At 69.7% G+C, this 21,938-nt stretch carries 21 protein-coding genes; 5 read left to right on the forward strand and 16 right to left on the reverse strand.

The genetic code is table 11. The features are described 5' to 3' along the window. Positions 1–16: 16 nt before the first annotated feature. Positions 17–2,608: an FtsX-like permease family protein gene (locus EJP67_RS00600; protein WP_126018348.1), complete on the reverse strand. Its 2,592-nt coding sequence runs from the start codon at positions 2,606–2,608 to the stop codon at positions 17–19. An 82-nt stretch (positions 2,609–2,690) separates the two neighbouring features. On the opposite strand from EJP67_RS00600, the gene EJP67_RS00605 reads away from it, so the two are divergent. Beyond that, on the forward strand, positions 2,691–4,133 hold the full coding sequence (locus tag EJP67_RS00605) for a serine hydrolase domain-containing protein (RefSeq protein WP_126018350.1): 1,443 nt from the start codon (positions 2,691–2,693) through the stop codon (positions 4,131–4,133). 13 nt (positions 4,134–4,146) lie between these two features. Here the strand turns inward: EJP67_RS00605 and EJP67_RS00610 are convergent, their stop codons facing one another. Then, positions 4,147–5,046 (reverse strand): ADP-ribosylglycohydrolase family protein, encoded by a 900-nt coding sequence (locus EJP67_RS00610; RefSeq protein WP_126018352.1) that lies wholly within the window; start codon positions 5,044–5,046, stop codon positions 4,147–4,149. Then, entirely contained in the window at positions 5,043–5,609 is a 567-nt protein-coding gene (locus tag EJP67_RS00615) for an NADAR family protein (protein WP_126018354.1), read from the reverse strand. Before EJP67_RS00615 ends, EJP67_RS00610 begins: the two co-directional genes overlap by 4 nt. Positions 5,610–5,784: 175 nt before the next feature. Between EJP67_RS00615 and EJP67_RS00620 the strand changes: the two genes are divergently transcribed. Then, positions 5,785–6,441, forward strand: a complete 657-nt coding sequence (locus tag EJP67_RS00620; protein WP_240650515.1) for an NUDIX hydrolase — start codon at positions 5,785–5,787, stop codon at positions 6,439–6,441. Between the two features lie 12 nt (positions 6,442–6,453). Here EJP67_RS00620 and EJP67_RS00625 read toward each other — a convergent pair whose 3' ends face one another. The 5 genes from EJP67_RS00625 to EJP67_RS00645 all read right to left on the reverse strand — a co-directional run bounded on the left by EJP67_RS00625 (position 6,454) and on the right by EJP67_RS00645 (position 11,164). Beyond that, positions 6,454–7,686: an RNA polymerase sigma factor gene (locus EJP67_RS00625; RefSeq protein ID WP_126018358.1), complete on the reverse strand. Its 1,233-nt coding sequence runs from the start codon at positions 7,684–7,686 to the stop codon at positions 6,454–6,456. Next, positions 7,683–8,048 (reverse strand): YciI family protein, encoded by a 366-nt coding sequence (locus tag EJP67_RS00630; RefSeq protein WP_126018360.1) that lies wholly within the window; start codon positions 8,046–8,048, stop codon positions 7,683–7,685. Before EJP67_RS00630 ends, EJP67_RS00625 begins: the two co-directional genes overlap by 4 nt. Positions 8,049–8,218: 170 nt before the next feature. After that, positions 8,219–9,580 (reverse strand): NAD(P)H-dependent oxidoreductase, encoded by a 1,362-nt coding sequence (locus EJP67_RS00635; RefSeq protein ID WP_126018362.1) that lies wholly within the window; start codon positions 9,578–9,580, stop codon positions 8,219–8,221. 4 nt (positions 9,581–9,584) lie between these two features. After that, complete coding sequence (locus tag EJP67_RS00640) at positions 9,585–10,460, reverse strand: phytanoyl-CoA dioxygenase family protein (RefSeq protein ID WP_126018364.1); 876 nt, start codon at positions 10,458–10,460, stop codon at positions 9,585–9,587. Continuing rightward, entirely contained in the window at positions 10,457–11,164 is a 708-nt protein-coding gene (locus tag EJP67_RS00645; RefSeq protein ID WP_126018366.1) for a GntR family transcriptional regulator, read from the reverse strand. Before EJP67_RS00645 ends, EJP67_RS00640 begins: the two co-directional genes overlap by 4 nt. 127 nt (positions 11,165–11,291) lie before the next feature. Here EJP67_RS00645 and EJP67_RS00650 point away from each other — a divergent pair, with 127 nt between their 5' ends. Then, a complete protein-coding gene (locus EJP67_RS00650) occupies positions 11,292–12,254 on the forward strand; it encodes a threo-3-hydroxy-L-aspartate ammonia-lyase (RefSeq protein ID WP_126018368.1) in 963 nt (320 codons plus the stop codon). A gap of 13 nt (positions 12,255–12,267) precedes the next feature. On the opposite strand, the gene EJP67_RS00655 is transcribed toward EJP67_RS00650, so the two are convergent. The 5 genes from EJP67_RS00655 to EJP67_RS00675 all read right to left on the reverse strand — a co-directional run bounded on the left by EJP67_RS00655 (position 12,268) and on the right by EJP67_RS00675 (position 17,663). Continuing rightward, complete coding sequence (locus EJP67_RS00655) at positions 12,268–12,921, reverse strand: ABC transporter ATP-binding protein (protein ID WP_126018370.1); 654 nt, start codon at positions 12,919–12,921, stop codon at positions 12,268–12,270. Next, positions 12,918–13,946, reverse strand: a complete 1,029-nt coding sequence (gene miaA, locus EJP67_RS00660; protein ID WP_240650454.1) for a tRNA (adenosine(37)-N6)-dimethylallyltransferase MiaA — start codon at positions 13,944–13,946, stop codon at positions 12,918–12,920. The genes EJP67_RS00655 and miaA overlap by 4 nt, the downstream gene beginning before the upstream one ends. 84 nt (positions 13,947–14,030) lie before the next feature. After that, a complete protein-coding gene (locus EJP67_RS00665; protein WP_240650455.1) occupies positions 14,031–15,005 on the reverse strand; it encodes an alpha/beta hydrolase in 975 nt (324 codons plus the stop codon). A 215-nt stretch (positions 15,006–15,220) separates the two neighbouring features. Further along, complete coding sequence (gene mutL, locus EJP67_RS00670; protein WP_126018373.1) at positions 15,221–17,128, reverse strand: DNA mismatch repair endonuclease MutL; 1,908 nt, start codon at positions 17,126–17,128, stop codon at positions 15,221–15,223. Between the two features lie 37 nt (positions 17,129–17,165). Continuing rightward, positions 17,166–17,663: a GNAT family N-acetyltransferase gene (locus EJP67_RS00675; RefSeq protein ID WP_126018375.1), complete on the reverse strand. Its 498-nt coding sequence runs from the start codon at positions 17,661–17,663 to the stop codon at positions 17,166–17,168. Between the two features lie 48 nt (positions 17,664–17,711). Between EJP67_RS00675 and EJP67_RS00680 the strand changes: the two genes are divergently transcribed. Then, complete coding sequence (locus EJP67_RS00680) at positions 17,712–18,380, forward strand: DedA family protein (RefSeq protein ID WP_126018377.1); 669 nt, start codon at positions 17,712–17,714, stop codon at positions 18,378–18,380. A 75-nt stretch (positions 18,381–18,455) separates the two neighbouring features. Here EJP67_RS00680 and EJP67_RS00685 read toward each other — a convergent pair whose 3' ends face one another. The 3 genes from EJP67_RS00685 to tsaE form a co-directional block, all read right to left on the reverse strand. Further along, positions 18,456–18,743 (reverse strand): glycine zipper domain-containing protein, encoded by a 288-nt coding sequence (locus tag EJP67_RS00685; protein ID WP_126018379.1) that lies wholly within the window; start codon positions 18,741–18,743, stop codon positions 18,456–18,458. A 163-nt stretch (positions 18,744–18,906) separates the two neighbouring features. Further along, positions 18,907–20,376, reverse strand: a complete 1,470-nt coding sequence (locus tag EJP67_RS00690) for an N-acetylmuramoyl-L-alanine amidase (protein WP_126018381.1) — start codon at positions 20,374–20,376, stop codon at positions 18,907–18,909. Beyond that, positions 20,373–20,879: a tRNA (adenosine(37)-N6)-threonylcarbamoyltransferase complex ATPase subunit type 1 TsaE gene (tsaE, locus tag EJP67_RS00695; protein ID WP_126018383.1), complete on the reverse strand. Its 507-nt coding sequence runs from the start codon at positions 20,877–20,879 to the stop codon at positions 20,373–20,375. The genes EJP67_RS00690 and tsaE overlap by 4 nt, the downstream gene beginning before the upstream one ends. Here tsaE and queG point away from each other — a divergent pair. After that, entirely contained in the window at positions 20,865–21,935 is a 1,071-nt protein-coding gene (gene queG, locus EJP67_RS00700; protein WP_206169432.1) for a tRNA epoxyqueuosine(34) reductase QueG, read from the forward strand. The genes tsaE and queG overlap by 15 nt on opposite strands. Positions 21,936–21,938 lie beyond the last annotated feature (3 nt).

A 21,938-nucleotide genomic window follows, 5' to 3' on the forward strand; every position in this document is an offset into this window, starting at 1 on the left:
GGGGCTGGCCTGCGGCCTACCAGTCTTCCTTTACCGCCAGCACCACATCCTTGCCGGCGGCGGCGCGGCCGGCCATCCACGCCGTGATGGTGCCGGCGGCGACCACCGCCGCGCACAGCGCCAGCAGACGCGCCCACGGCACCAGCAGATCCATGCTCCAGTGGAAGCTCTGCGGGTTCACCACCTTCACGAGCACCACCGACACCGCCAGCCCCAGGCCGAGCCCGGCCACGGCGCCGATGGCGGTCCACGCGGCGCCTTCGCCGGCGACCACCGCGAGCACCTGCCGGCGCGTGAAGCCCAGGTGCGCGAGCAGGCCGAACTCCTTGCGACGCGCGAGCACCTGCGCGCTGAAGCTGGCGGCGATGCCGAACAGGCCGATGGCGATGGCCACCGCCTGCAGCCAGTAGGTGACGGCGAAGCTGCGGTCGAAGATGCGCAGCGAGGTCGTGCGGATCTGGCCCACCGAAGCGATCTCCACCGATCCGGCCGAGCCATCGTTGTGGCGCGCGGCGAGTTCGTGCACAGCGACCTGCACGGCCCCCTCCGACGCGCCGGGCGCGAGCCACAGCGCAACGTCGCTCACGTTGCGCTCGCCGGTGATGCGTTCGTAGTCGCGCGCGTCCATGGTGATGGCGCCGAACTGCCGCGCGTAGTCGCGCCACACGCCGGCCACGAAGAACGAGGCCTGCGCCTTGCCCATGGCGGCCGACAGCGGCGCGAACACCGTGCCCGGCTTCGCGCCGTAGAGCTCCACCATCGGCTCGCTCACGTAGATGCCGATCTGCCCCTCGGGCACCGGCAGTGCGCTGCCCACCAGCGGCAGAGACTGCGCGGCTCCGCCTTCGAGGCTGCGCGCGATCAGCGTCACCGCCGGCCGCGCCGCATCCAGCTGCAGCGGTTGCGTGCGCAGCGTGCCGGTGCGTGCCACGCCGGGCAACTGCGCCAGCGACTGGACGAAGGCCGGCGCGAAGGTGGCGGTGTCGGTGCTGCTGCCGCCGCCGCTGTTGCCGCCGCGGCCGCCTGAGGTGGCGCGCACGTACAGGTCGGCGGGCAGCACCACGCCGAGCCATTGCGTCACCGAATCGCGGAAGCTCGCGACCATCACCGTCAGCGCCACGGCGAGGCTCAGGCTTGCGACCACGCCGCTGACCGCCACCGCCGCCGTGCCGCGCATGCGCCTGGCGCGCTCCACCGCCAGCATCGGCAGCACGCGCTGCGAGAACAGCGGCGCCACACGGTCGTACAGCAGCGCGATCAGCCAGGGCAAGGCCGTGATGCCGCCCACCAGCAGGCAGGCCACAGAAAGATACGCCGCCACCGGAATGCCGCCGATGGCCGGCAGGTTGGCCAGCACGGCGCCCAGCGCGATCAGGCCCAGCGCCAGCCAGTGGCCGTTGCTGCGCGTGGGCGCGGCGCCCAGGCCCTTGAGCGTCTGCGCCTCGGGCAGCGACTGCGCCGCGCGCGCGGGCCACCAGCCGCCGACCAGCGCGGCCAGCACGCCGAGCCCGCCGTAGAGCAGGGCGGCGCCCGCGCTCCAGTGCAGCGTGGGCGCCACGCCCTCGAAGTAGCCGCCGCCCAGGTCGCCGCCCAGCACGCGCAGCGCGAAGGCCGCCAGCGCCGTGCCCAGCGCGAGGCCGGCCAGGCTTCCGATCAGGCCCAGCACCAGCGATTCGGCCAGCACCAGACGCAGCCGCTCGCGCGGCGTGAGCCCGAGCACGCCCAGCAGTGCGAACTGCTGCGCGCGCTTGGCCACGCTCAGCGCCAGCACCGAGAACACCAGGAAGGCGCCCGTGAAGAGCGCCACCAGCGCCAGTACCGTGAGGTTCACGCGGTAGGCGCGCGACAGGTTGCTCACGCGCTGCGCCGCGTCGCCGGGCTCGGCGAACTGCACGCCTGCGGGCCAGCCGGGTGCGCGCTGCAGCGAGGCCATGAACGCGGCCCGGTCTGTACCGGGCGCGAGGCGCAGGTCGATGCGGCTGAGCTCGCCGATGCGGCCGAAGAGCTCCTGTGCTGCCGCGATGTCCATCACCGCGAGCGCCTTGCCGCCCGCGGCCACGTGGCCGGCCACCGAGAGGCTGTGCCAGGCGTCGCCGCTGCGCAGCTGCACTTTCTCGGCCCTGCCGTCGGCCGGCGCCTGCGCCGGCAGCCCCAGCGCATCGCGAGCCGCGAGGTTGAGGAACACATGGCCCGGCGCAAAGAGGGCGAAGCGGTCGGCACCCGCCGCGGCCTGCGGCATCAGCGCGGGTGCGATGGTCGGCAGCGCCAGCGCGTCGATGCCGATCACGCGGATCGGCACTTGCTGCCCGCCGGCAAGCGCCAGGCCCTGCACCTCGACCACCGGACTCGCCAGCGCCACCTGCGGATGGCGGGCGAGTTGCGCGAACACGGCCTCGTCGAAGCCGCCCTGCACGGCGCGCACCTCCAGGTCGGGCTCGCCGTTGACCGAGCGCACCGCGCTCGAGAACTCGTCGAGCGCCGAGGCGTTGATCAGCTGTACCGAGAAGGCCAGCGCGACGCCGAGCATCACGGCCAGCACGGCCGCCGCGTTGCGCCAGGGGTGGTGGCGGAGTTCCTGCCAGGAGAAGGTGCCGAGCAATGCGCGCATCGGCCGATTGTCGTCGCGGCGCGCGAGGGGGACTCCGGACGTGGCAGGATTGCGGCTCTTCGAACGCCTGAGGAATCCGACGATGCGGCTCATGCCCCATGCCCTGCTGTACCGCTCCTGGCTTGCGGCCTGGCTTTTCGTCCCTCTGCTGGCCGGCAATGCCCTGGCGCAACTGCAGCCGCCGCAGCAGCAACAACAGCCCCTGACGCTGGCAAGCGATCCGGCCGTTCTTGCGAAAGCAGCCCTCGGCACCGAGCGGGGCACGATGGTGGTGGGCACGCTGCACGATGGGCAGGTGGCCTACGGCGCCGCCTACAACCCCGAGCCGCCGTCGCAGCCACGCGCCATCGCATCGGGCAGCGCAGAGCAGCCGATGTTCGAGATCGGATCCGTCACCAAGGTGTTCACCGGCCTGCTGCTCGCGCAGGCGGTGCAGCGCGGCGACCTGAAGCTCGACGACACGGTCGGCAGGCTGCTCGCCGGCAAGGTCGCCGGCCTTTCGCCCGCGGTGGCCTCGGTCACGCTGCGCCAGCTTGTCACGCACACCGGCTGCATGCCCGTGATGGCCGACGGCGTGACCGGCGGCGCGCCGCTCGTCGAGCAGTTCCACGCCTACGACAAGGCCATGTTCTGGGCCGCGCTCGCTCGCATCAGGCTCACGGCCGCCGCGCCGCCTTGCGAAGGCGCTTACAGCAACTTCGGCATGGCGCTGCTTGGCCAGCTGCTCGCCGAGCACTACGACACCTCGTGGGGCGAACTGGTGCGCGCGCGCATCACCGAGCCGCTGGGCATGAACGACACCGTCATCACGCTGGGCGACAAGGCCTCGCGCATGGCCCCGGCCTTCGCGGGCGACCGTCGCCAGCCGCTGTTCGACATGCAGGCCTACGCGCCGGCCAGCGCGCTGCGCTCCACCGCCGCCGACATGCTGACCTTCAGCCGCGCCATCCTCGCAGGCGCCGCCGGCCCGCTGGGCCCGGCCGCCGCGCGCATGCTCACGCCGCTGGCGCGCTACGAGGGCGCCGAGATCGGCTATGCCGTGATGGTGCGCGGGCCCGAAGGCGGCCGGCGCACCTACTATCACGCGGGCGTCACCGAGGGCTACCGCACGCTGTGGCTGCTCGCGCCTGACACCGGCGAGGCGATGATCGTGCTCAGCAGCAATGCGCGCGCGCCGATGCAATCGGTGATGCTGGCCATCGGCAAGAGCCGCTATCCGGTGCCGACCGCCGAAGTGCCGATCGATGCGAAGCGGCTGGACGAGTACCGCGGCGAATACCGCGTGACCAGGAACAAGTCGCTGAGCTTCACCGTGCGCAGCGGCAGGCTGCTGGTGCGCGAGACGGGCCGCGGCTACAGCGCGCTCACGCCCACGGGCAACGACCGCTTTGCTGTGACTGCCATCGGCGCGCAGGTCATGTTCAGGCGCGATGCGGCGAATGCGGTGGTGGGAGTGTCGCTGGCGCAGGGCGGCAGCCAGCTCGATGCGCGGCGGGTGGGGGACGCGGCCGTGCAGCCTGAGTAGTCGCCGGGCTTCGTCAGCCGGCCAGCGCGAGGAGCTGCCCGGCCATCTCTTCGATTTCCGCGCGCATCACGAGCTTGTCGAGCCAGTCCCGCGGGATGCCTGCGACGCCGTAGAAAGCTCCTGCCAGCTGGCCGCAGATGGCTGCAGTGGTGTCGGCGTCGTCGCCGAGGTTGGCGGCGGCGAGCACGGCTTCCTCGAAGGAGCCGGTGTTCGCGAAACACCAGAGCGCCGCTTCGAGCGATTCGACGCAGTAGCCTGATCCCTTGATCTGCCTGGCGATCTTCGAGGCATGGTCGTTCCGCGCCAGGGCCGTGACCTTCTCGCTCAGAGGCGCCAGCGGTTCGGTCGAGAGGATCGCAGCCTTGCCCTTGCCAAGCAAGGCCGAACGCAGCTGCAATGCGAAGAGCCGCGAGCATTCGATGGCCTCCAGCGCGCCGTGCGTCGTGCGCGTGCTTTCGCCGGCCTGCTTCCAGGTGGCCTCGGCGCTCGCCGCGTAGAACATCGGCACCGGCGCGAGCCGCATCAGCGCGCCGTTGCCGGCAGTGCGCGGATCGGGATCTCCGGCGAAAGGATCGCCCGAGGCCAGGTAACGGGTGAGGGCGCCCGACACCGTCAGGCCGATGTCGAAGCAGTTGCCGGTGCTGCTCATGTAGCCCACGCTGCGCCAGTTGCAGTAGCGGTTCATCTGGTCGATTGCGTCGAAGCCCTTGCAGTGGATCAGGCTCGCGGCGAGGCACAGGGCCATCGAGGTGTCGTCGGTCCACTCGCCCGCGACGAGCCCGAAGGGCCCGCCGCCGTGCATGCCCGTCACCGGCGCGAAGCTCCCGCGCGTGCGGAACTCGACCGTGGTGCCCACCGCGTCGCCACAGGCCAGACCGAGCAGGCAACCCCGATAGCGCTCGATCACGTTCATGGCCGCTGCCTCAGCGCCTCGCGCGCGGCCATCAGCGCGTAGCCCAGCAGGTTGAGCCCCTTCCATTCGCGCGGGTCCTGCGCGAGCGGATCGTTGGCGGCACGTCCGATGCCCCAGATCGGATCGACCGGGCTCGCCTCCACCAGCACCTGGTGGCCCGTGCCGAGCAGGAAGGCGCCGAGCTCCGTGTTCTGCGAGAACTTGGCGATGTTGCCCTGCGTCACGATGTCCAGCCGGGCGGCCACCCATGCGGCCTCGTCGAAGCCGCGTATCTCGCGGCCCAGCTTCTTGGCCTCGCCGGGCGTGCGCGCGGCGAGGATGCGATCGCATATCTCGTTGTCGCCGAACAGGCGCGCCTTGCCGGCCATCATGAAATGCTCGGCCGTGCGGTACCGGACGCCGTCGACGGTGAACGCGGCTTCGAACCATTGGCTGAAGCAGCTCTTGTTCACGCCGGTCTTCGGCGCCTGATGGCCCCAGAAGAGAAGGAACTCTGGGCGATGGCCCTGTGCGAAGTAGGCGGGCAGGTCGCGGGTGCTGCGGGGTGTGACAGCGGTGTTCATTTCGTTTTCCTTGTTCTTGTCTTGACTACGATCTCGTGTGAGTTGCTCTATGCAACTAAATGAGAGTTGTATAGTACAACTAATAAACCCGCAGTCAAGTTCTCAAGTGAGTACTCCATCTTCCGGATTTCCGCCACTGACCTTCCCGCGCCCGCTGGTCACCGTCGACATCGTGATGTTCACCGTACTCGGCGACGCCCTCCAGGTGCTGCTGGTGAAGCGACCCGCCGACACCGACGAGCCCTTCCCGGGCAAGTGGGCCTTGCCCGGCGGCTTCGTGAACATCGACGAAGACGCCACGCTGCTCGACTGCGCGCTACGCAAGCTGCGCGAGAAGACGGGCGTGGTCACGCCCTACCTGGAGCAGCTGGGCAGCTGGGGCGGCGCGCAGCGCGATCCGCGGGGCTGGTCGGCCACGCATTGCTTCTACGCGCTGATCCCCGCGCAGGCGATGCAACTGCGCAGCGGCGCGAACGCGACGGAGGTGGCGTGGTTCGAGGTCGATGCCGCCTCGCGCAAGCGGCTGGCCTTCGACCATGGCGAGCTGCTCGATGCGGCCGTGGCGCGGCTGCGCGGCAAGGTCGAATACACCTCGCTGCCGGCCTTCCTGCTGGAGGAGCCGTTCACGCTGCCGGCGCTGCAGCACACCTACGAGGTCGTGCTGGGCAGGGCGGTCGACAAGAGCGCCTTCCGCAAGCGCATGCTCGACGGCGGATTCATGGAAGAGGCCGGCATGGTCACCGGCAGCCTGGGGCGGCCGGCCATGAGCTACCGGCTGCGCGACCGCTCGCAGGCGGCGCTGTTTCCGCGCACCTTCAACGCGACGAAGTAGCTGGGCGACGGCTCAGAGCCGATCCGACATCGCGTGCAGGTACGCACGCACCGCCGCGTTGGAGCTCAGCCCGATGGCCCGGTCGAACGCCTGCCGGGCGGCGGAGCGCGCACCACCGGCCGCGAGCAGATGCGCTCGTGCAGCCCAGTACGGCTGGTAGTTCGCCACGTCCTGCGCGGGAATGGCTTCCAGTGCCCGCAGGCCGATCTCCGGGCCGCGCGCGTTCGCAAGCGCGCAGGCGAGGCTGACCTGCGCGCCGATGCTGGTCCGCAGCGCCAGCAGTCCCTCGTACAGCGACACCAGCGCCTCGGGCGGCACCGGTGCGCCGACGCGGCGTTCGCAGTGGGCCGACTGGATCGCGGCTTCGAGCTGGTAGGCGCCGAGCGACTTCATCTCGGATGCGCGGCGCAGGCAGAGCTCGGCCTCGGCGAGCAGGTCGGGGTTCCAGCGCAGCGGGTCCTGCTGGTCGAGCGGCACGTAGGCGCCGGTGTCGCTGCGGCGCGCGGGCATGCGGGCTTCGCAGAAGAGCATCAGCGCCAGCAGGCCCAGCGGCTCGGGTTCGGTGGGCATCAGGCCGCAGAGGATGCGGCACAGGTCGATGGCCTCGGTGGTGAGGCCGCGCGGCAGGGCGTCGGCGCCGTCGATGTCGTCCCAGCCGGTGCCGTAGGCGGCGTAGATGCCATCGAGCACGTCCTGCAGCCGCTGCGGCAGGTCGCGCGCCTGCGGGTATTCGAAGGGAATGCCGGCTGCGCGGATGCGGGCCTTGGCGCGCACCAGCCGCTGCCCGAGGGTGGAAGGCGCGGTGAGGAAGGCGCCGGCCATGCGCGCCGCGTCGAGGCCGAGCACGGTCTGCAGCATGAGCGGCGCACGTGCCGGGGCATCGACGGCCGGGTGCGCGCACACGAAGAGCAGGCGCAGCCGCTCGTCGGGAATGGCGCCGGCGCCGTCGGTGGCGTCGTCGACTTCACCCGCGAGCAGCAGCAGGGTCTGCGTGGCCTGGTCCTGCACGCGGCTGTGGCGCCAGGCGTCGAGCTTGCGGTGGCGCGCCACGCTCAGCAGCCAGGCGTCGGGCTCGGCCGGAATGCCGTCGGCGGGCCAGCGTTCGAGCGCGCGGGCGAAGGCGTCGGCCAGTGCGTCTTCGGATGCGGCGATGTCGTGGGTGCGCGCGGAGAGGATGGCCAGCAGCCGGCCGTACGACTCGCGCGCCGCCCGCTCGGCGGCCCAGTGAACCGCCGGGTCGCTCATGCAGCAGCCAGGGCCGTGGCGACGAAGACGGGCCGCACCTCCACCCCGCCGCTGGTCGCGCAGGGCGCACGCGCGGCCCATTCGAGCGCGGCGTCGAGGTCGGGAACGTCGATCACGAAGTAGCCGCCGAGCTGCTCCTTGGTGTCGGCGAAGGGGCCGTCCTGCACCTGGCGCCTGTCGCCGCGCACGCGCAGCGTGGTGCCGGTCATGGGCGGGAAGAGGCCGTGGCCGCCGAGCGAGATGCCCGACTGGCGCACGGCGTCGGCATATGCGACCCAGCTGGCGCGGTAGGCCTGCGCGGATGCGTCCTCGCGTTGCTCGAATTCGGCCGCGGGCTGATAGAACATCAACATGTACTGCATGGTGTCTCTCCGTCGTGGAAAAGCTTGCTGAGCAGGATCGCTCACCACAATGACGGCCCGCCGGCGGTCATTTCGACACGGGTCTCGTGTCGAGCAGAATATTTTTTACGTGGAAGCCGCCCGGTGCAACGGTGGCTGCACCGAAGCGAAAAGTTCTCGGCCAGCCTCCTTCAGGCGGCCTCTGCCTGCGCCGCGGGCGCGAACAGGGCTTCCATCTCGTTGCGCAGCTTGTAGGCCGCGGTATTGGTGTCGATGACCACGTCTGCCCAGCTCAGGCTCTGGCCCTTCTTCACCGGGCGCACCAGCCTGATGTTGTGCGCCAGCCCGAGCGGCAGGCCGCCCAGGCGCAGCGAGCGCCCGGCCGGCAGCAGCTTGCCCCAGACGGTGTAGCCGCCTTCTCCGTCGAGCATCTCGCCGGCGGCCAGGTCGCGCTTGGCGGTGGCGACCACGTCGGCGTTCCAGCAGGTGGCCACACCGGTGGCCTCGCCGCGCAGCGCCACGCTGGCCACCGACATGCCCACTTCGAGCCCGATCAGGTGCCAGCGCTTGTAGAGCGTGAAGTAGCGTCCGCTCGGGTCGGTGTGGGCGTTGTATTCCTCGAAGCAGTTCTTGATGTACTCGGTCTCGGCCTCGACCGTGACCCACACGCCCATGCGGATGTCGTACGGGATCTTCCGTCCGTCGGCTTCCAGTGAAGAGACCACCTCGACCATGCCCTTGCGCTCCAGCACGCCGCCTTCGCTCCTGGGCCGGGTGACGAAGGGAATGTCTTCCACGCTCGCGGGCGGGTAGAGCAGGCCGTCCGATGGCACGGCGAGGCCGGTGGCGTTGGCCACCGCCGAGCTTTCGATGGAAGGCTTGGAGCCGTCGAGGAAGCTGTTGAACATCTTCGGATTGAGCCCGCCGCGTTTCGCCTGCTCGGGCGTGAGGCCGTAGTTGCCCCACACCGTCTCGGGCGTCGATTCGGTGAAGTGCGGCAGCCACTTGTGACCGCGCCCGGCCGCCACCACCGGAAAGCCGCAGGTGCGCGCCCAGTCCACCAGGTCGCAGATCAGCGCGGGCTGGTCGCCGAAGGCCAGCGAATAGACCACGCCGGCCTGCTGCGCCCTGCGTGCGAGCAGCGGGCCGCAGAAGGCGTCGGCCTCGACCGTCACGTTCACCACGTGCTTGCCGTGCGCGAAGGCATCCAGGCAGTGGTCCACCGCCGCGATGGGGTTGCCGGTGCACTCGACCACGATGTCGATGGAGGGCTCGCGCGTCACGGCCTGCCAGTCGTCGGTGATCCAGGTGGTGCCTTGCTTGAGCGCCTCCTGCACCGATGCGGCGGCGGCACGGCCGGGCTCCCAGCCCACGCGTTCGAGGTTGACGCGGGCCGCGTCGGGCGAGAGGTCTGCGATGGCCACCAGCTGCACGCCGGGCGTGCGCGGGATCTGCGCCAGGTACATCGAGCCGAACTTGCCGGCGCCGATCAGGCCGATGCGGATGGGGCGGCCTTCGGCGGCGCGCTGCTGCAGGCGGGCGTGGAGGCTCATGTCGTCAGGCCTCCACGGTGTCGAGCACGTCGGGCGAGGTGCGCAGCGCGCTCTCGGGCAGGCCGTTCTTCCATGGCACATCCACGGGGTAGGGCTTCAGCAGGCAGTCGTCGGGCAGCAGCTCGATGGGCGTGAAGTCGCGGTGCGCGATGTATTCGGGGCGCTTGTGGCGGCGGATGTGGTTGCTGACGGCGCACAGGCTCAGGTACACGGCCACTCGGTTGAAGGGCGAGAGGTTGCTGCCCGAGGCATGCACCAGGCAGCTGTGGAACAGGATCATCGACCCGGCCGGCCCCTTGGGCGAGACGATGCCGCCCTGCTTTCCGCCGGCGCGGTCCACGAGCTGGCGGATCAGATCGTTGTCGACGGTCCACAGGGGATAGCTGGTGGTGGTGAGGTCATGCTTCGCATCGACCACGCCCTTGCGATGGCTGCCTGGGATGAACATCAGCGGGCCGTTGTGCTCGTTCACCTCGTCGAGAAAGATCGCCACGTTCATCGCGCGCTCGGTGGGCATCAGGTCGTCGTTGAGCCAGGTACCGTAGTCCTGGTGCCACTGCCACACGTCGCCTTCGAAGGCCATCTTTCCGTTGATCTTGAACTGGTGCATGTACACGTCTTCGCCGAAGAGATCGGTCACCGGTTCGACCATGCGCGGGTGGCGCGCGAGCCGCGCGAAGGGCTCGCTCACGAGGTGCGCGGCGAAGTTCGTGCGCACGGCGTCGGAGCCTTTCTCGCGCACGTTGAAGGCCTCGCGCTTCGCATAGAGATCGGGCACCGCGTCGGTCAGCACCTTGGTTTCTTCGGCCGAGAAGTGGCCGGGGAAGAACAGATAGCCGTCGCGCTCGAACTGTGCGCGCTGCTCGGGGTTGAGCTTCATGCCTTGTCTCCTTTTTGCTTGGGGGGAATGGCGGTGTGGGTGGATGCGGCATGCGCCAGCAGCCGTTCGCTCAGTGCCTCGCTGGCCCGCGAGACGTGTTCCTCGCTCAGGCGCGCGGCGCGGTCCGCGTTGCCTGTCGCGATGGCGTCGGCAATGGCTTCGTGCTCGTCCCACAGCGTCTCGCGCTGGGGCTCGGCCTGCAGCACCGCGCCCATCGCGCGGCGCAGGTGGCGCCAGTGCGGATCGGCGCTCTGCGCGATCAGCGGATTGCCCGATGCCTCGTAGATGGCCTGGTGGAAGGCCACGTCGGCATCGATCATGGCCTCCACGTTGCGCCCGCGCGCGGCGCGCCGGCCGCGCTCGATGAGCTTCGGGTCGATGCGAAAGCGCTGCCGCGCCGCCAGCCGCGCGGCCAGGGCATCGAGCGCACCGCGCACCTGGTAGACCTTGCGCATCGCCTCCGCTTCGAGCGGGGCTACCAGCACGCCACGGCCGGGCGCGTCGAGCACGAAGCCGTCCTTCTTCAGCAACCGCAGCGCCTGCAGCACCGGCTGGCGCGACACCGAGAGGCGCTGCGCGATGTCTTCCTGCGTGATGCGCTCGCCGGGTGCGAGCGTGCCGCTGCTGATGGCGCCGAGCAGGGCGCGGTAGACCTGGTCGACGAGGTCGGGCGCGACCTCGATGCTGACGAGCTGGGCGGGCATGGTTGTCTCCTTGCGCCGGGTTCTTCGAACTCTGTATACAGAGTACGGAGTTCAGGGCTGTCGCGGCTAGCGGGTTTTTACCCATTGGTGCTGCAAAAGAGCGGAAGCCGCCGCTAAGCTCGACCCCATGCAACTACCCACCTACGACGACGTCATCGCCGCAGCCGCGCGGCTCGAAGGCCATGCCCACCGCACGCCGGTGCTGCGCTCCACCACCGCCAACGAGCGCTGGGGGGCCGAGTTCTTCTTCAAGTGCGAGAACTTCCAGCGCATGGGCGCCTTCAAGTTCCGCGGCGCGTTCAACGCGCTGTCGAAGTTCGATGCGACGCAGCGCAAGGGCGGCGTGATCGCCTTCTCGTCGGGCAACCACGCGCAGGCCATCGCGCTGTCGGCGCGCCTGCTGCAGATGCCCGCCGTGATCGTGATGCCCAAGGACGCGCCGGCCGCCAAGGTCGCGGCCACCAAGGGCTACGGCGCCGAGGTGGTGATGTACGACCGCTTCACCGAGGACCGCGAGGCGCTGACGAAGAAGCTGGCACAGGAGCGCGGCATGACGATGATCCCGCCCTACGACCACCCCGACGTGCTCGCTGGCCAGGGCACGGCGGTGAAGGAGCTGATCGAGGAAACCGGCCCGCTCGACCACCTGTTCGTGTGCCTTGGCGGCGGCGGGCTGCTCTCGGGCTCGGCGCTGTCGGCACGCGCGCTGTCGCCGCAGTGCAAGGTCTACGGCGTTGAGCCCGAGGCGGGCAATGACGGCCAGCAGTCGTTCCGCGCCGGGAAGATCGTGAGTATTGAGACGCCGAAGACCATCGCCGACGGCGCGCAGACGCAGCACCTGGGCGAGTACACCTTCGGCATCATCCGCCGCGACGTGGACGACATCTTCACCGTCACCGACGAGCAGCTCGTCGACGCGATGCGCTTCTTCGCCGAGCGCATGAAGATGGTGGTGGAGCCCACCGGCTGCCTCGCCTTCGCGGGCGCGATCGCGGCGGGCAAGGCGATCGCGGGCCAGCGCGTGGGCGTGCTGATCAGCGGTGGCAACGTCGACCTGTCGCGCTTCGCGGCGCTGATCGCACCGCAGTAACTCTCGGCCTCGTTCAGGCCCGGATTCCGCTGGCCGTGAGGTGCAGCAGGCGATCGGCCTGCGCGGCCGCGCTTTCCGAGTGCGTCACCAGCACCAGCGAGGCGCCGTGCTCGCGGGTCTGGCCGATCAGCAGTTCCATCACCTTCGCGGCGGTGGTGGGGTCGAGGTTGCCCGTGGGCTCGTCGGCCAGCAGCAGGGCGGGGCGGTGTACCAGCGCGCGTGCGATGGCCACGCGCTGCAGCTGGCCGCCCGACAGCGTCTGCGGCAGCCGCGTACCCATGCCGGGCAGGCCCACCGCCTCGAGCATGTGCGCGATGCGGCCTTCGCTGTCCTTCTGCTGCCCCAGCAGCATCAGCGGCAGCGCCACGTTCTGCGTCACGTCCAGGTGCGGCAGCACGTGGAAGGCCTGGAACACGAAGCCGACATGCCGCCGCCGCCAGAGCGCGCAGGCTTCGCCGTCGAGCGCGCCGATGTCGACGCCGTCGTGCGTCACCGTGCCCTGGTCCCAGCTGTCGAGGCCGGCCATGCAGTTGAGCAGTGTCGACTTGCCCACGCCCGATTCACCCACGATGGCGACGAACTCGCCGGGCTCCACGGTGAGCGTCACGTTCTCGAAGACAGGCGCATCACCGTAGTGCTTGCCGAGGTTGGAAATACGCAGCGTCATCTGGGAGCGACGGCCTTGGCCATGAGTTGAACGGCGGCCTGCACCGCGTCGGGAGCGTCGCAGGCGATCACGGTGCGCTGCGGCATGCTGCGCAGCCAGGTGACCTGCCGCTTGGCGAGCTGACGCGTGGCGGCGATGCCGCGCTCTCGCAGATCGGCCATGGCCCTGGCGTCGGGCGCCGCGCTGCCGGCCGCATCGAGCGTTTCCCAGGCTTGCCGGTAGCCGACGCAGCGCATCGAGGGCAGGTCGGTCGAAAGATCGCCGCGTGCGCGCAGGGCACGCACCTCGTCGAGGAAGCCTGCGGCGAGCATGGCGTCGAAGCGCTCGGCGATGCGGCCATGCAGCCACGAGCGGTCGGCGGGCTCCAGCGAGAACAGCGCGCCGCCTTCGACCGCGCCGGCTGCCTTGTTGTCGCTCGCATGGAAGCTCGACAGTGGCTGGCCGCTGCTCTCCCACACTTCGAGCGCGCGCTGGATGCGCTGGCTGTCCTGCGGCGCGAGCCGTGCGGCCGTGACCGGATCGACCTGCGCGAGCCGCGCGTGCATCGCGGGCCAGCCGAGCGCGGCCGCGTCGGCATCGATGCGCGCGCGCACCGCGGCATCGGCCGCGGGCATGGCGTCGATGCCGTCGAACAGCGCCTTGAAATAGAGCATGGTGCCGCCCACCAGCAGCGGCAGCGCGCCGCGCGCGCGGATCTCGCCGATGAGCCGCGTGGCGTCGGCCACGAAGGCGGCGGCGCTGTAGCTCTCGCGCGGATCGAGGATGTCGATCAGATGGTGCGGCACGGCGGCCTGCTCGGCGGGCGTGGGCTTGGCGGTGCCGATGTCCATGCCGCGGTAGACCAGCGCCGAATCGACCGAGACGATCTCCACCGGCAGCAGGCGCGCGAGCGCCAGCGCGGCGGCCGTCTTGCCCGAGGCGGTGGGACCTGCGAGCGCGATGTAGCGCGGTGGAGTCGGGGAGGGCGCGGCATCGGGCGATGCGCGGGTGGCGGCCTTCGCGGCCGCGTCGGAACTGGGAGACATGGTGCGCCGAGCGTAGCAAATGGCGCGGGCCCGGCAGCGTGCCGGGCCTTGGGTGGAGGCGGGGAGGTGGGGAGGTGGCCGCCCTCAGATGGCGGCGGGCACTGGCGGCGCCACCTTGCCGCTCACGTCCTGCGGCGTGAGCGGGGCCGAGGCAGCCGGCGGCGCGAGGCGCGGTGTCGGCCGCACGGCGGCGTTGCTGGCGACCATGTTCTCCGGCTTCATGCGGAACAGCTGGGTCAGCGCCGCGCGGTACTGCGCCTCGCCGATGGAATTGGTGTTGTGGTGCGAGCCGCCCTCGACCAGCACGAACATCTTTGGCCCGGTGGCCGCGTCGTACAGCTTGCGGCCCAGCGTCGGGTTGATGAGGCTGTCGGCCGTGCCGTGCACCACGAGCAGCGGCGAGCCGATGTCCTTGACCGCGTTGATCGCCTCGAAACGCTGCGTGATGAACGGGCCGAAGGGCAGCCAGCCCCACTTGAAGCCGCTGACCACGTCGGCGATGGAGGTGAAGGTGCTCTCGACGATGGTGCCGCTCTCGTCCTTCACGTGCGCCGCGAGATCGATGCCGATGGCGCCGCCGAGCGAGTGGCCGAAGATGTAACGGTGCTGCCTGGGGTGGCGCGCGGCCAGCCAGGTCCAGGCGGCGCGGGCGTCCTCGCGGGCCGATTCTTCCGAGGGCAGGCCCTTGGAGCTCTTCCCGAAGCCGCGATAGTCGATGGCCAGCACAGAGAAGCCCAGCTCATGCATGCGCTGGATGCGTGGTGCCGAGCCGGCCACGTTGTAACGGGCTCCGTGCAGGTACAGCAGGACAGGAGTGGCGGTGGTCTCGGGCGCGCCGCCCAGCCACAGGCCGTGCAGGCGCGCGGGCTCGCCGGTGAGGGAGGACTGGAAGTCGATCCACACGTCCTCCATGCCCTGGGCCATGGAGGCGGTGTTGCCCCAGCTGCGGTCGCTGGGCTGGAAGATCCATTCGCGTTGCTGCTCGTCGAGCGTCGAGCAACCGGCGGCGAGCAGTGCACACAGCGAGAGGACAGACGCGAGGAGGGTCCAGCGTTTCATCATGGGTTTGAGGGACAGCGGAGTCGGCTCGAAAGTTCACCTGCTTTCACCTTGATGCGCCGACACGGCAGCAAGGTAACTCCCTGAAACAGTGCTCGCCGGCACTTTACCGAGCACATGCAACGGATGTGCCTGGGATTTCGCCGACTGCGGAAAACCCTAGAAAAAAGGCTTAAAAATGTCCGAAAACCGCAGATCGGCCGGGGGGTCGCTGCTTATCGGCCACGCATGAAGAGCGAATCCAGCTCGCGCACCGAAAGCTGGCGCCAGGTCGGCCGGCCGTGGTTGCACTGGTCCGAACGCTCGGTGGCCTCCATCTGGCGCAGCAGCGCGTTCATCTCGTCGATGGTGAGCTTGCGGTTGGCCCGCACCGCGCCGTGGCAGGCCATGGTGGAGAGCAGTTCGTTCTGGGCGCGCTGCACCACGGTGCTGGCGTCGTGCTGGCCCAGTTCGGCCAGCACGCTGCGCGCGAGCTCCACCGGATCGCCGTCGGCCAGCGTTCCGGGCACGGCGCGCACCGCGAGCGTGCGCGCCGAGAAGGGCGTGATCTCCAGCCCCAGCGTCGGCAGCACCTCGGCGCAGGCCTCCGCCGTGGCCACTTCCTGCGGCGTGGCCGCGAAGGTCGCCGGAATCAGCAGCGGCTGGCTGCTGATGGCAGCGCCGTCGAGCTGCGTCTTGAGCCGCTCGTAGACGATGCGCTCGTGCGCCGCGTGCATGTCGACGATCACCAGGCCCTGGCTGTTCTCGGCCAGGATGTACACCCCCTGCAACTGGGCCAGCGCGCGGCCCAGCGGCCAGGCCTCGTCGTTGTTGGCGATGGACTGCGTGCCAGGGCTCGGCGCAAGGGGAAGTCCGCTCGGAGCCTGGAAGCTTGCCGGCGCCGCGCTGGCAGCGGGCCAGGGTGGCGGCGCGGAAGGTTCCGACGCATGCAGCGCAACCTGCCGCGGCTGCTCGCTGCGCTGGGGCCACATCGCCTCGAAATCGCCGGTGCCGCGTTCGCGCGGCGTGAAATCCATGGCCGGCTGGGCCCAGCTTGCGTTCGGGGGCAGCGGCGCCTGCTTGAAGAAGGGCTGCGGCGCGCCTGCCGGCGCTGTCGCGTCATTGGCGCGCGGAGCCGCCAGCGCGTCCTCGACGGCATGGCGTACGGCCTGGTGCACCTCGCGCCCGTCGCGAAAGCGCACTTCGATCTTGGTCGGATGCACGTTCACGTCGACGCGCGACGGATCGATTTCGAGGTACAGCGCATAGACCGGCTGGCGCTGGCCGTGCAGCACGTCTTCATACGCGCTGCGCACCGCGTGCGACAGCACCTTGTCGCGCACGAAGCGTCCGTTGACGTAGAAGAACTGATGATCGCCGCGCGAACGCGCCGCGTCGGGAATGCCCGCGCGGCCGACCACGCGCACCGCGCCGCCTTCGCGCGCGACGGCCACGCTCTGCGACACGAACTCGTCGCTCAGCGCATCGGCCAGCCGCTGCTCGCGCGTGGCGGCTGCGCGCCACTGCTCGACCAGCTTGCCGTCGTGCCAGATCGAGAAGCCCACCTCGGGCCGCGCCAGCGCATGGCGGCGCACCGCCTCGATGCAATGGGCCAGCTCGGTGGCGTCCGTCTTCAGGAACTTGCGGCGCGCAGGGGTTGCGAAGAACAGCTCGCGCACCTCGACCGTGGTGCCGGTGGAGCGCGCCACGGGCCGCAGCTCGCCGGTGCGCCCGTCGAGCGCGAAGGCCGAATCGGAGCCCGCGAAGCGCGAAAGAATGCTCAGCTCGGCAATCGCATTGATGGCGGCCAGCGCCTCGCCGCGAAAGCCCATCGTGCCGACCGTCTCGAGGTCGTCAAGGCTGGCGATCTTGCTGGTCGCGTGGCGGCGCAGCGCCACCGTGAGTTCCTCGCGGGGAATGCCCAGGCCATCGTCTTCCACGGAGATCAGCCGCACGCCGCCGGAGGCCAGCCGCACCGTGATCTGGCCGGCACCTGCGTCCAGCGCGTTGTCCAGCAGCTCGCGCACCACCGAGGCCGGACGCTCGACGACTTCACCGGCGGCGATCTGGCTGATCAACTCGTCGGGAAGCTCGCGGATCGGGCGGCGTTGTGGGGGGGAGATGGTGGTGGGGAGGGCGCTCACCGGGGCATTCTAAAAGCGCGGGTTGCGAGGCGTCCGCTCAGGGCTGCTGCAGCTGCTTGAACATCACGTAGGCATCCACGAAGCCGTGCCGCGGATGCCTGAACGCGCCTGGCAGCGTGCCGACGATCTCGAAGCCCATCTTGCGCCACAGGCGCACCGCGCCTTCGTTGGTGGACACGACGAAGTTGAACTGCATCGCGCGAAAACCCATGCACAGGGCCTCCTGCTGCGAGTGTTCGCACAGGGCCGATGCGACACCCATGCCGCGCGCCGCGTCGGACACGACGTAACCGCAATTGCTTACGTGCGAGCCCTGGCCCGGCTGGTTGGGGCGCAGGACGTAGGTGCCGAGCACCGCGCCCTGGTCGTTGCAGGCGACGAAGATCGCCGTGGGCACCTTCATCCACGAGTGGCGCGCCTGTTCCTCGGTCACGTCGGGCGCATACGTGTAGGTGTCCGCGCGGCGGAAGGTGGGTTCCAGGACTGACCAGATGGCGGGCCAGTCCGCATCCGTGGCGGCGCGTATGTGCAGCATGGGGTGATTCGCGAGTGCGTCGAGGTCGAGCAAGGATAATCCGCGCCCATGGAAATCATCAGCTTTCTCGTCGACTTCATCCTTCACGTCGACAAGCACCTCGAGGCCTTCGTCATCGCCTACGGCCCCTGGGTCTATGCCTTGCTGTTCCTCATCGTCTTCGTGGAAACCGGCGCGGTGGTGATGCCGTTCCTGCCGGGCGACTCGCTGCTCTTCATCGTCGGCGCGCTGTGCGGCGCGGGGCTCATGAACTATCCGCTGGCGTGCGGCATCCTGATCGCGGCCGCGATCCTGGGCGACCAGTGCAACTACTCCATCGGGCGCTACTTCGGGCCGAAGGTGTTCCAGTGGGAGAACTCGCGCTTCTTCAACCGCAAGGCCTTCGACCAGGCCCATGCCTTCTACGAGCGCTACGGTGGCATCACCATCATCCTCGCGCGCTTCATGCCCTTCATCCGCACCTTCGCGCCCTTCGTGGCCGGCGTTGCCGAGATGAACCGAGCGAAGTTCACGATGTTCAACGTGGTGGGCGGGCTGATCTGGGTGCTGGGCATCGCCACCGCCGGCTACTTCTTCGGCAATCTGCCTTTCGTGCGCCAGCATCTGGACAAGATCATCTGGGCGCTGATCTTCGTACCGGGCCTTCTGGCGATCTACGGCGCGTGGCGCGCCTCCAAGGCCGAGAAGGCGCGCGAGGCCCAGGCCTCGCAGGCCTGATCCGACTTCGCCAACCAATGAAAAAGCGCGCCGGCAGCGCGCTTTTTCATGCAGGCCCGTTGTTCAGACCGTGCATCAGTAGTTCGGCCCGTTGCCCGGGTAGTAGCCGCTGCCGCGCGGATAGCGTTGCTGGTTGTAATAGTTGCGTTCATCGGCATTGCGGCCGACTTGGTTGCCGATGAGGCCGCCGATGGCCGCGCCGCCCACGGTGCTCGCGGTGTTGCCGCCGATGGCATTGCCCACCAGAGCGCCGCCCACGGCGCCTACGCCGGTCCCGAGGTTCTGATTGGGACCGCTTGCGCAACCCGCAATGGTCATGACCGAAGTGGCTGCGGCTGCAGCGATCCAGAGACGTGTGTTCATGATGTCCACCTTTCGATGAGTGATGGTTCATCATGTCCAAAGCACCCCGGTGCGCCGTGTAGGAACCAGCCGCACGTGCCTGTGCGGCCCCGCGGGGCGCACCGCGTGGGACAGGAGTGCATGCTTTGGCCCTACAGCCGGAAGCGGCGGGGCCGCAGCGCGATCAGAGCTGCCGGCTGCGCGCCAGCGGCGGGTTCTGCGCGAAGTAGCGCTGGATGCCGCGCATCAGTGCGTCGGCCAGGTTCTCCTGGTAGTCGACACGGCGCAGGTTGGCTTCTTCTTCCGGATTGCTGATGAAGGCGGTTTCCACCAGCACGCTCGGAATGTCGGGCGCCTTCAGCACCGCGAAGCCGGCCTGTTCGACCTGGCCCTTGTGCAGCCGCGCGCCGATGCCCTTGATCTCGCCGAGCATTGCGCCGCCGAGCTTGAGGCTGTCGTTGATCTGCGCGGTGGTGCTCATGTCGAGCAGCGCTCGCTGCACCTGGGCCTCGTGGTTGCCCACGTTCACGCCGCCGACGCGGTCGGCGTCGTTCTCCTTGTTGGCGAGCCACCGTGCGGCGCTGCTGGAGGCGCCGCTCTGGCTCAGCGCGAACACGCTGGCGCCGCGCGCGGCGGGTGTGGTGAATGCGTCGGCGTGGATGCTCACGAACAGGTCGGCCTGCACGCGCCGCGCCTTCTGCACGCGCACGCCCAGCGGCACGAAGAAGTCGGCGTCGCGCGTGAGGAAGGCGCGCATGGGGCTGCCGTTCACGCTGCTCGCGTTGATGCGCTGGCGCAGGCGGTGGGCCACCTGCAGCACGATGTCTTTCTCGCGCGTGCCGTTGGGGCCGATGGCGCCGGGGTCTTCGCCGCCGTGGCCGGGGTCGAGCGCCACGATGATGATGCGGTCGGTGCGATTGGCCGTGGCGGAAACCGGTGGTGGGGGCGGCACGGGCGATGCGGACGGCGCAGGGGGCCTGGCAGGCGCGGCGGCCACCACGGGAGGCGGTGGTGGCGTCACGGGCCTTTCGCCGCCGGCCGTTGCGCCGGTAGGCGGCGATTGCGGGCCGGGTCGCATCGACTGCTGAGCCATCAGGTCGCCGAGCGGATCGGCGGCCGGTGCAGGCGCGGTTGGCGGCGGCGCGACGGCGACCGCGGAGCCGCCGCCCGAAGCGCGCGGCGCATCGCGCAGGCGCTCGGCGATCAGCGCTTCCATCGGGTCGATCGCCTGCTCGGGGTACAGGTCGAGCACCAGCCGGTGCTTGTAGGCGGCCACGGGCGCGAGCGAGAACACCTGCGGCACCACGGCCTGCTTCAGGTCGAACACGATGCGCACCACCTTCGGTGCGTTCTGCCCCACGCGCAGGCCGTTGATGTACGGGTCGCCGGGCTTGATCTTGCCGACGAGCTCGCGCAGTTCGGGGTTGAGGTCGATGCCCTCGATGTCGACGGCCAGCCGAGGCGGGCTGCCCACCACGAGCTGCTGCGAGTTCAGGCGTGCGTCGGATTCGATGGTCACGCGCGTGTAGTCGGCGGCGGGCCACACGCGCACTGCGAGGATGGTGGCTCCGCGCGCGATCTGGTGCACGCCGAGCATCAGCGCGATGCTGCCGCCCTGCAGCAGCACGCGCCGTTTGAGGCCGGCCGCCTTCATGCGGCGATGCGCGCCAGCAGATCGCTGCCGCGAGCGGTGTTCGCCAGGAGGGTCACGCTGCGTGTGTCGTCAGTCATTGCTTCTATTTTAATAGCGAGGTCGGCAATTGGCGTACGGCCCGCGGCGTTGTCCGGCCACTCGGCCAGCTTGAGGCCCGGCCCGGCGAAGATGTCGCGGAAGCCGGCGTCGTCCCATTCGCGCGGATCGGCGAAGCGATAGAAGTCGAAATGGAAGATCTGCAGCCCGTCGGGCGCCTCGTGGGGCTCGACCACCGCGTAGGTGGGGCTCTTGATGCGCCCGGTGATGCCCAGGGCGCGAAGCAGGTGGCGTACGAAGGTGGTCTTGCCGGCGCCGAGGTCGCCATGCAGTTCGATGAAGGCGTCGCGCAATGCGGGTGACGAGGCCAGAGCCTTCGCGAAGGCTTCGGTGTCGGCTTCGCTGCACCAGCGCAGGCTGCGGGTGCTTTTGTGCGTTTCTACAATCGGCAAGTGATCGTCAGCCATCCACTCGTTGTTCGTATTCAGGCCTTGGCCAGGGAACTCGGATTCTCCCAAATCGGAATCGCGGGCGTCGATTTATCGAGCGCCGAGGCCGGTCTGATGCAATGGCTGGCCCATGGGTTCCATGGCGAGATGCAATACATGGAAACGCACGGCACGCGCCGCGCGCGTCCTGCCGAGCTGGTGCCGGGCACGGTCAGCGTGATCACCGCGCGCATGGACTACCTGCCGCGCAGCACCGAGCCCGAGTGGCAGGCCATCGAGTTCGACCGGCTGAAGCGCCCCGGCGAGGCCATCGTGTCGGTCTACGCCCGGGGCCGCGACTATCACAAGGTGCTGCGCAACCGGCTCGCCAGGCTGGCCGAGCGCATCGCCGAGGAGGTCGGCCCCTTCGGCCATCGCGCCTTCACCGACTCGGCCCCCGTGCTCGAGGCAGAGCTGGCCTCGCGCAGCGGCCAGGGCTGGCGCGGCAAGCACACGCTGGTGCTCGACCGCGACGCGGGCTCGATGTTCTTCCTGGGCGAGATCTACGTCGACATGGAACTGCCGCCGAGCGAGCCCGTCACCGCGCACTGCGGCAGCTGCAGCGCCTGCATCGACGTGTGCCCGACGCAGGCCATCGTGGCGCCCAAGAGGCTCGACGCGCGCCGCTGCATCTCGTACCTCACCATCGAGCACGGCGGTTCCATTCCGGTCGAACTGCGTCCGCTGATGGCCAACCGCATCTATGGCTGCGACGACTGCCAGCTGATCTGCCCCTGGAACAAGTTCGCCAAGAAGAGCACGCTGCCCGACTTCGACGCGCGCGAGGAACTCACCAGCCGCACGCTGGCCAATCTCTTCGCGTGGACCGAACAGGACTTCCTGCGCCGCACCGAAGGCAGCCCTATCCGCCGCATCGGCCACGAGCGCTGGCTGCGCAACATCGCGGTGGCGCTGGGCAACGCGGCACGGGTGGGCGAGGGCGGTGCGAAGGAAGCGCTGGCGACGCGGGCAGAGCACCCGAGCGAACTGGTGCGCGAGCACGTCGCCTGGGGCCTCGCGCAACGCGCAGACTGAGCC

It is taken from the genome of Variovorax guangxiensis, assembly GCF_003952165.1.
Classification (GTDB): domain Bacteria; phylum Pseudomonadota; class Gammaproteobacteria; order Burkholderiales; family Burkholderiaceae_C; genus Variovorax; species Variovorax guangxiensis.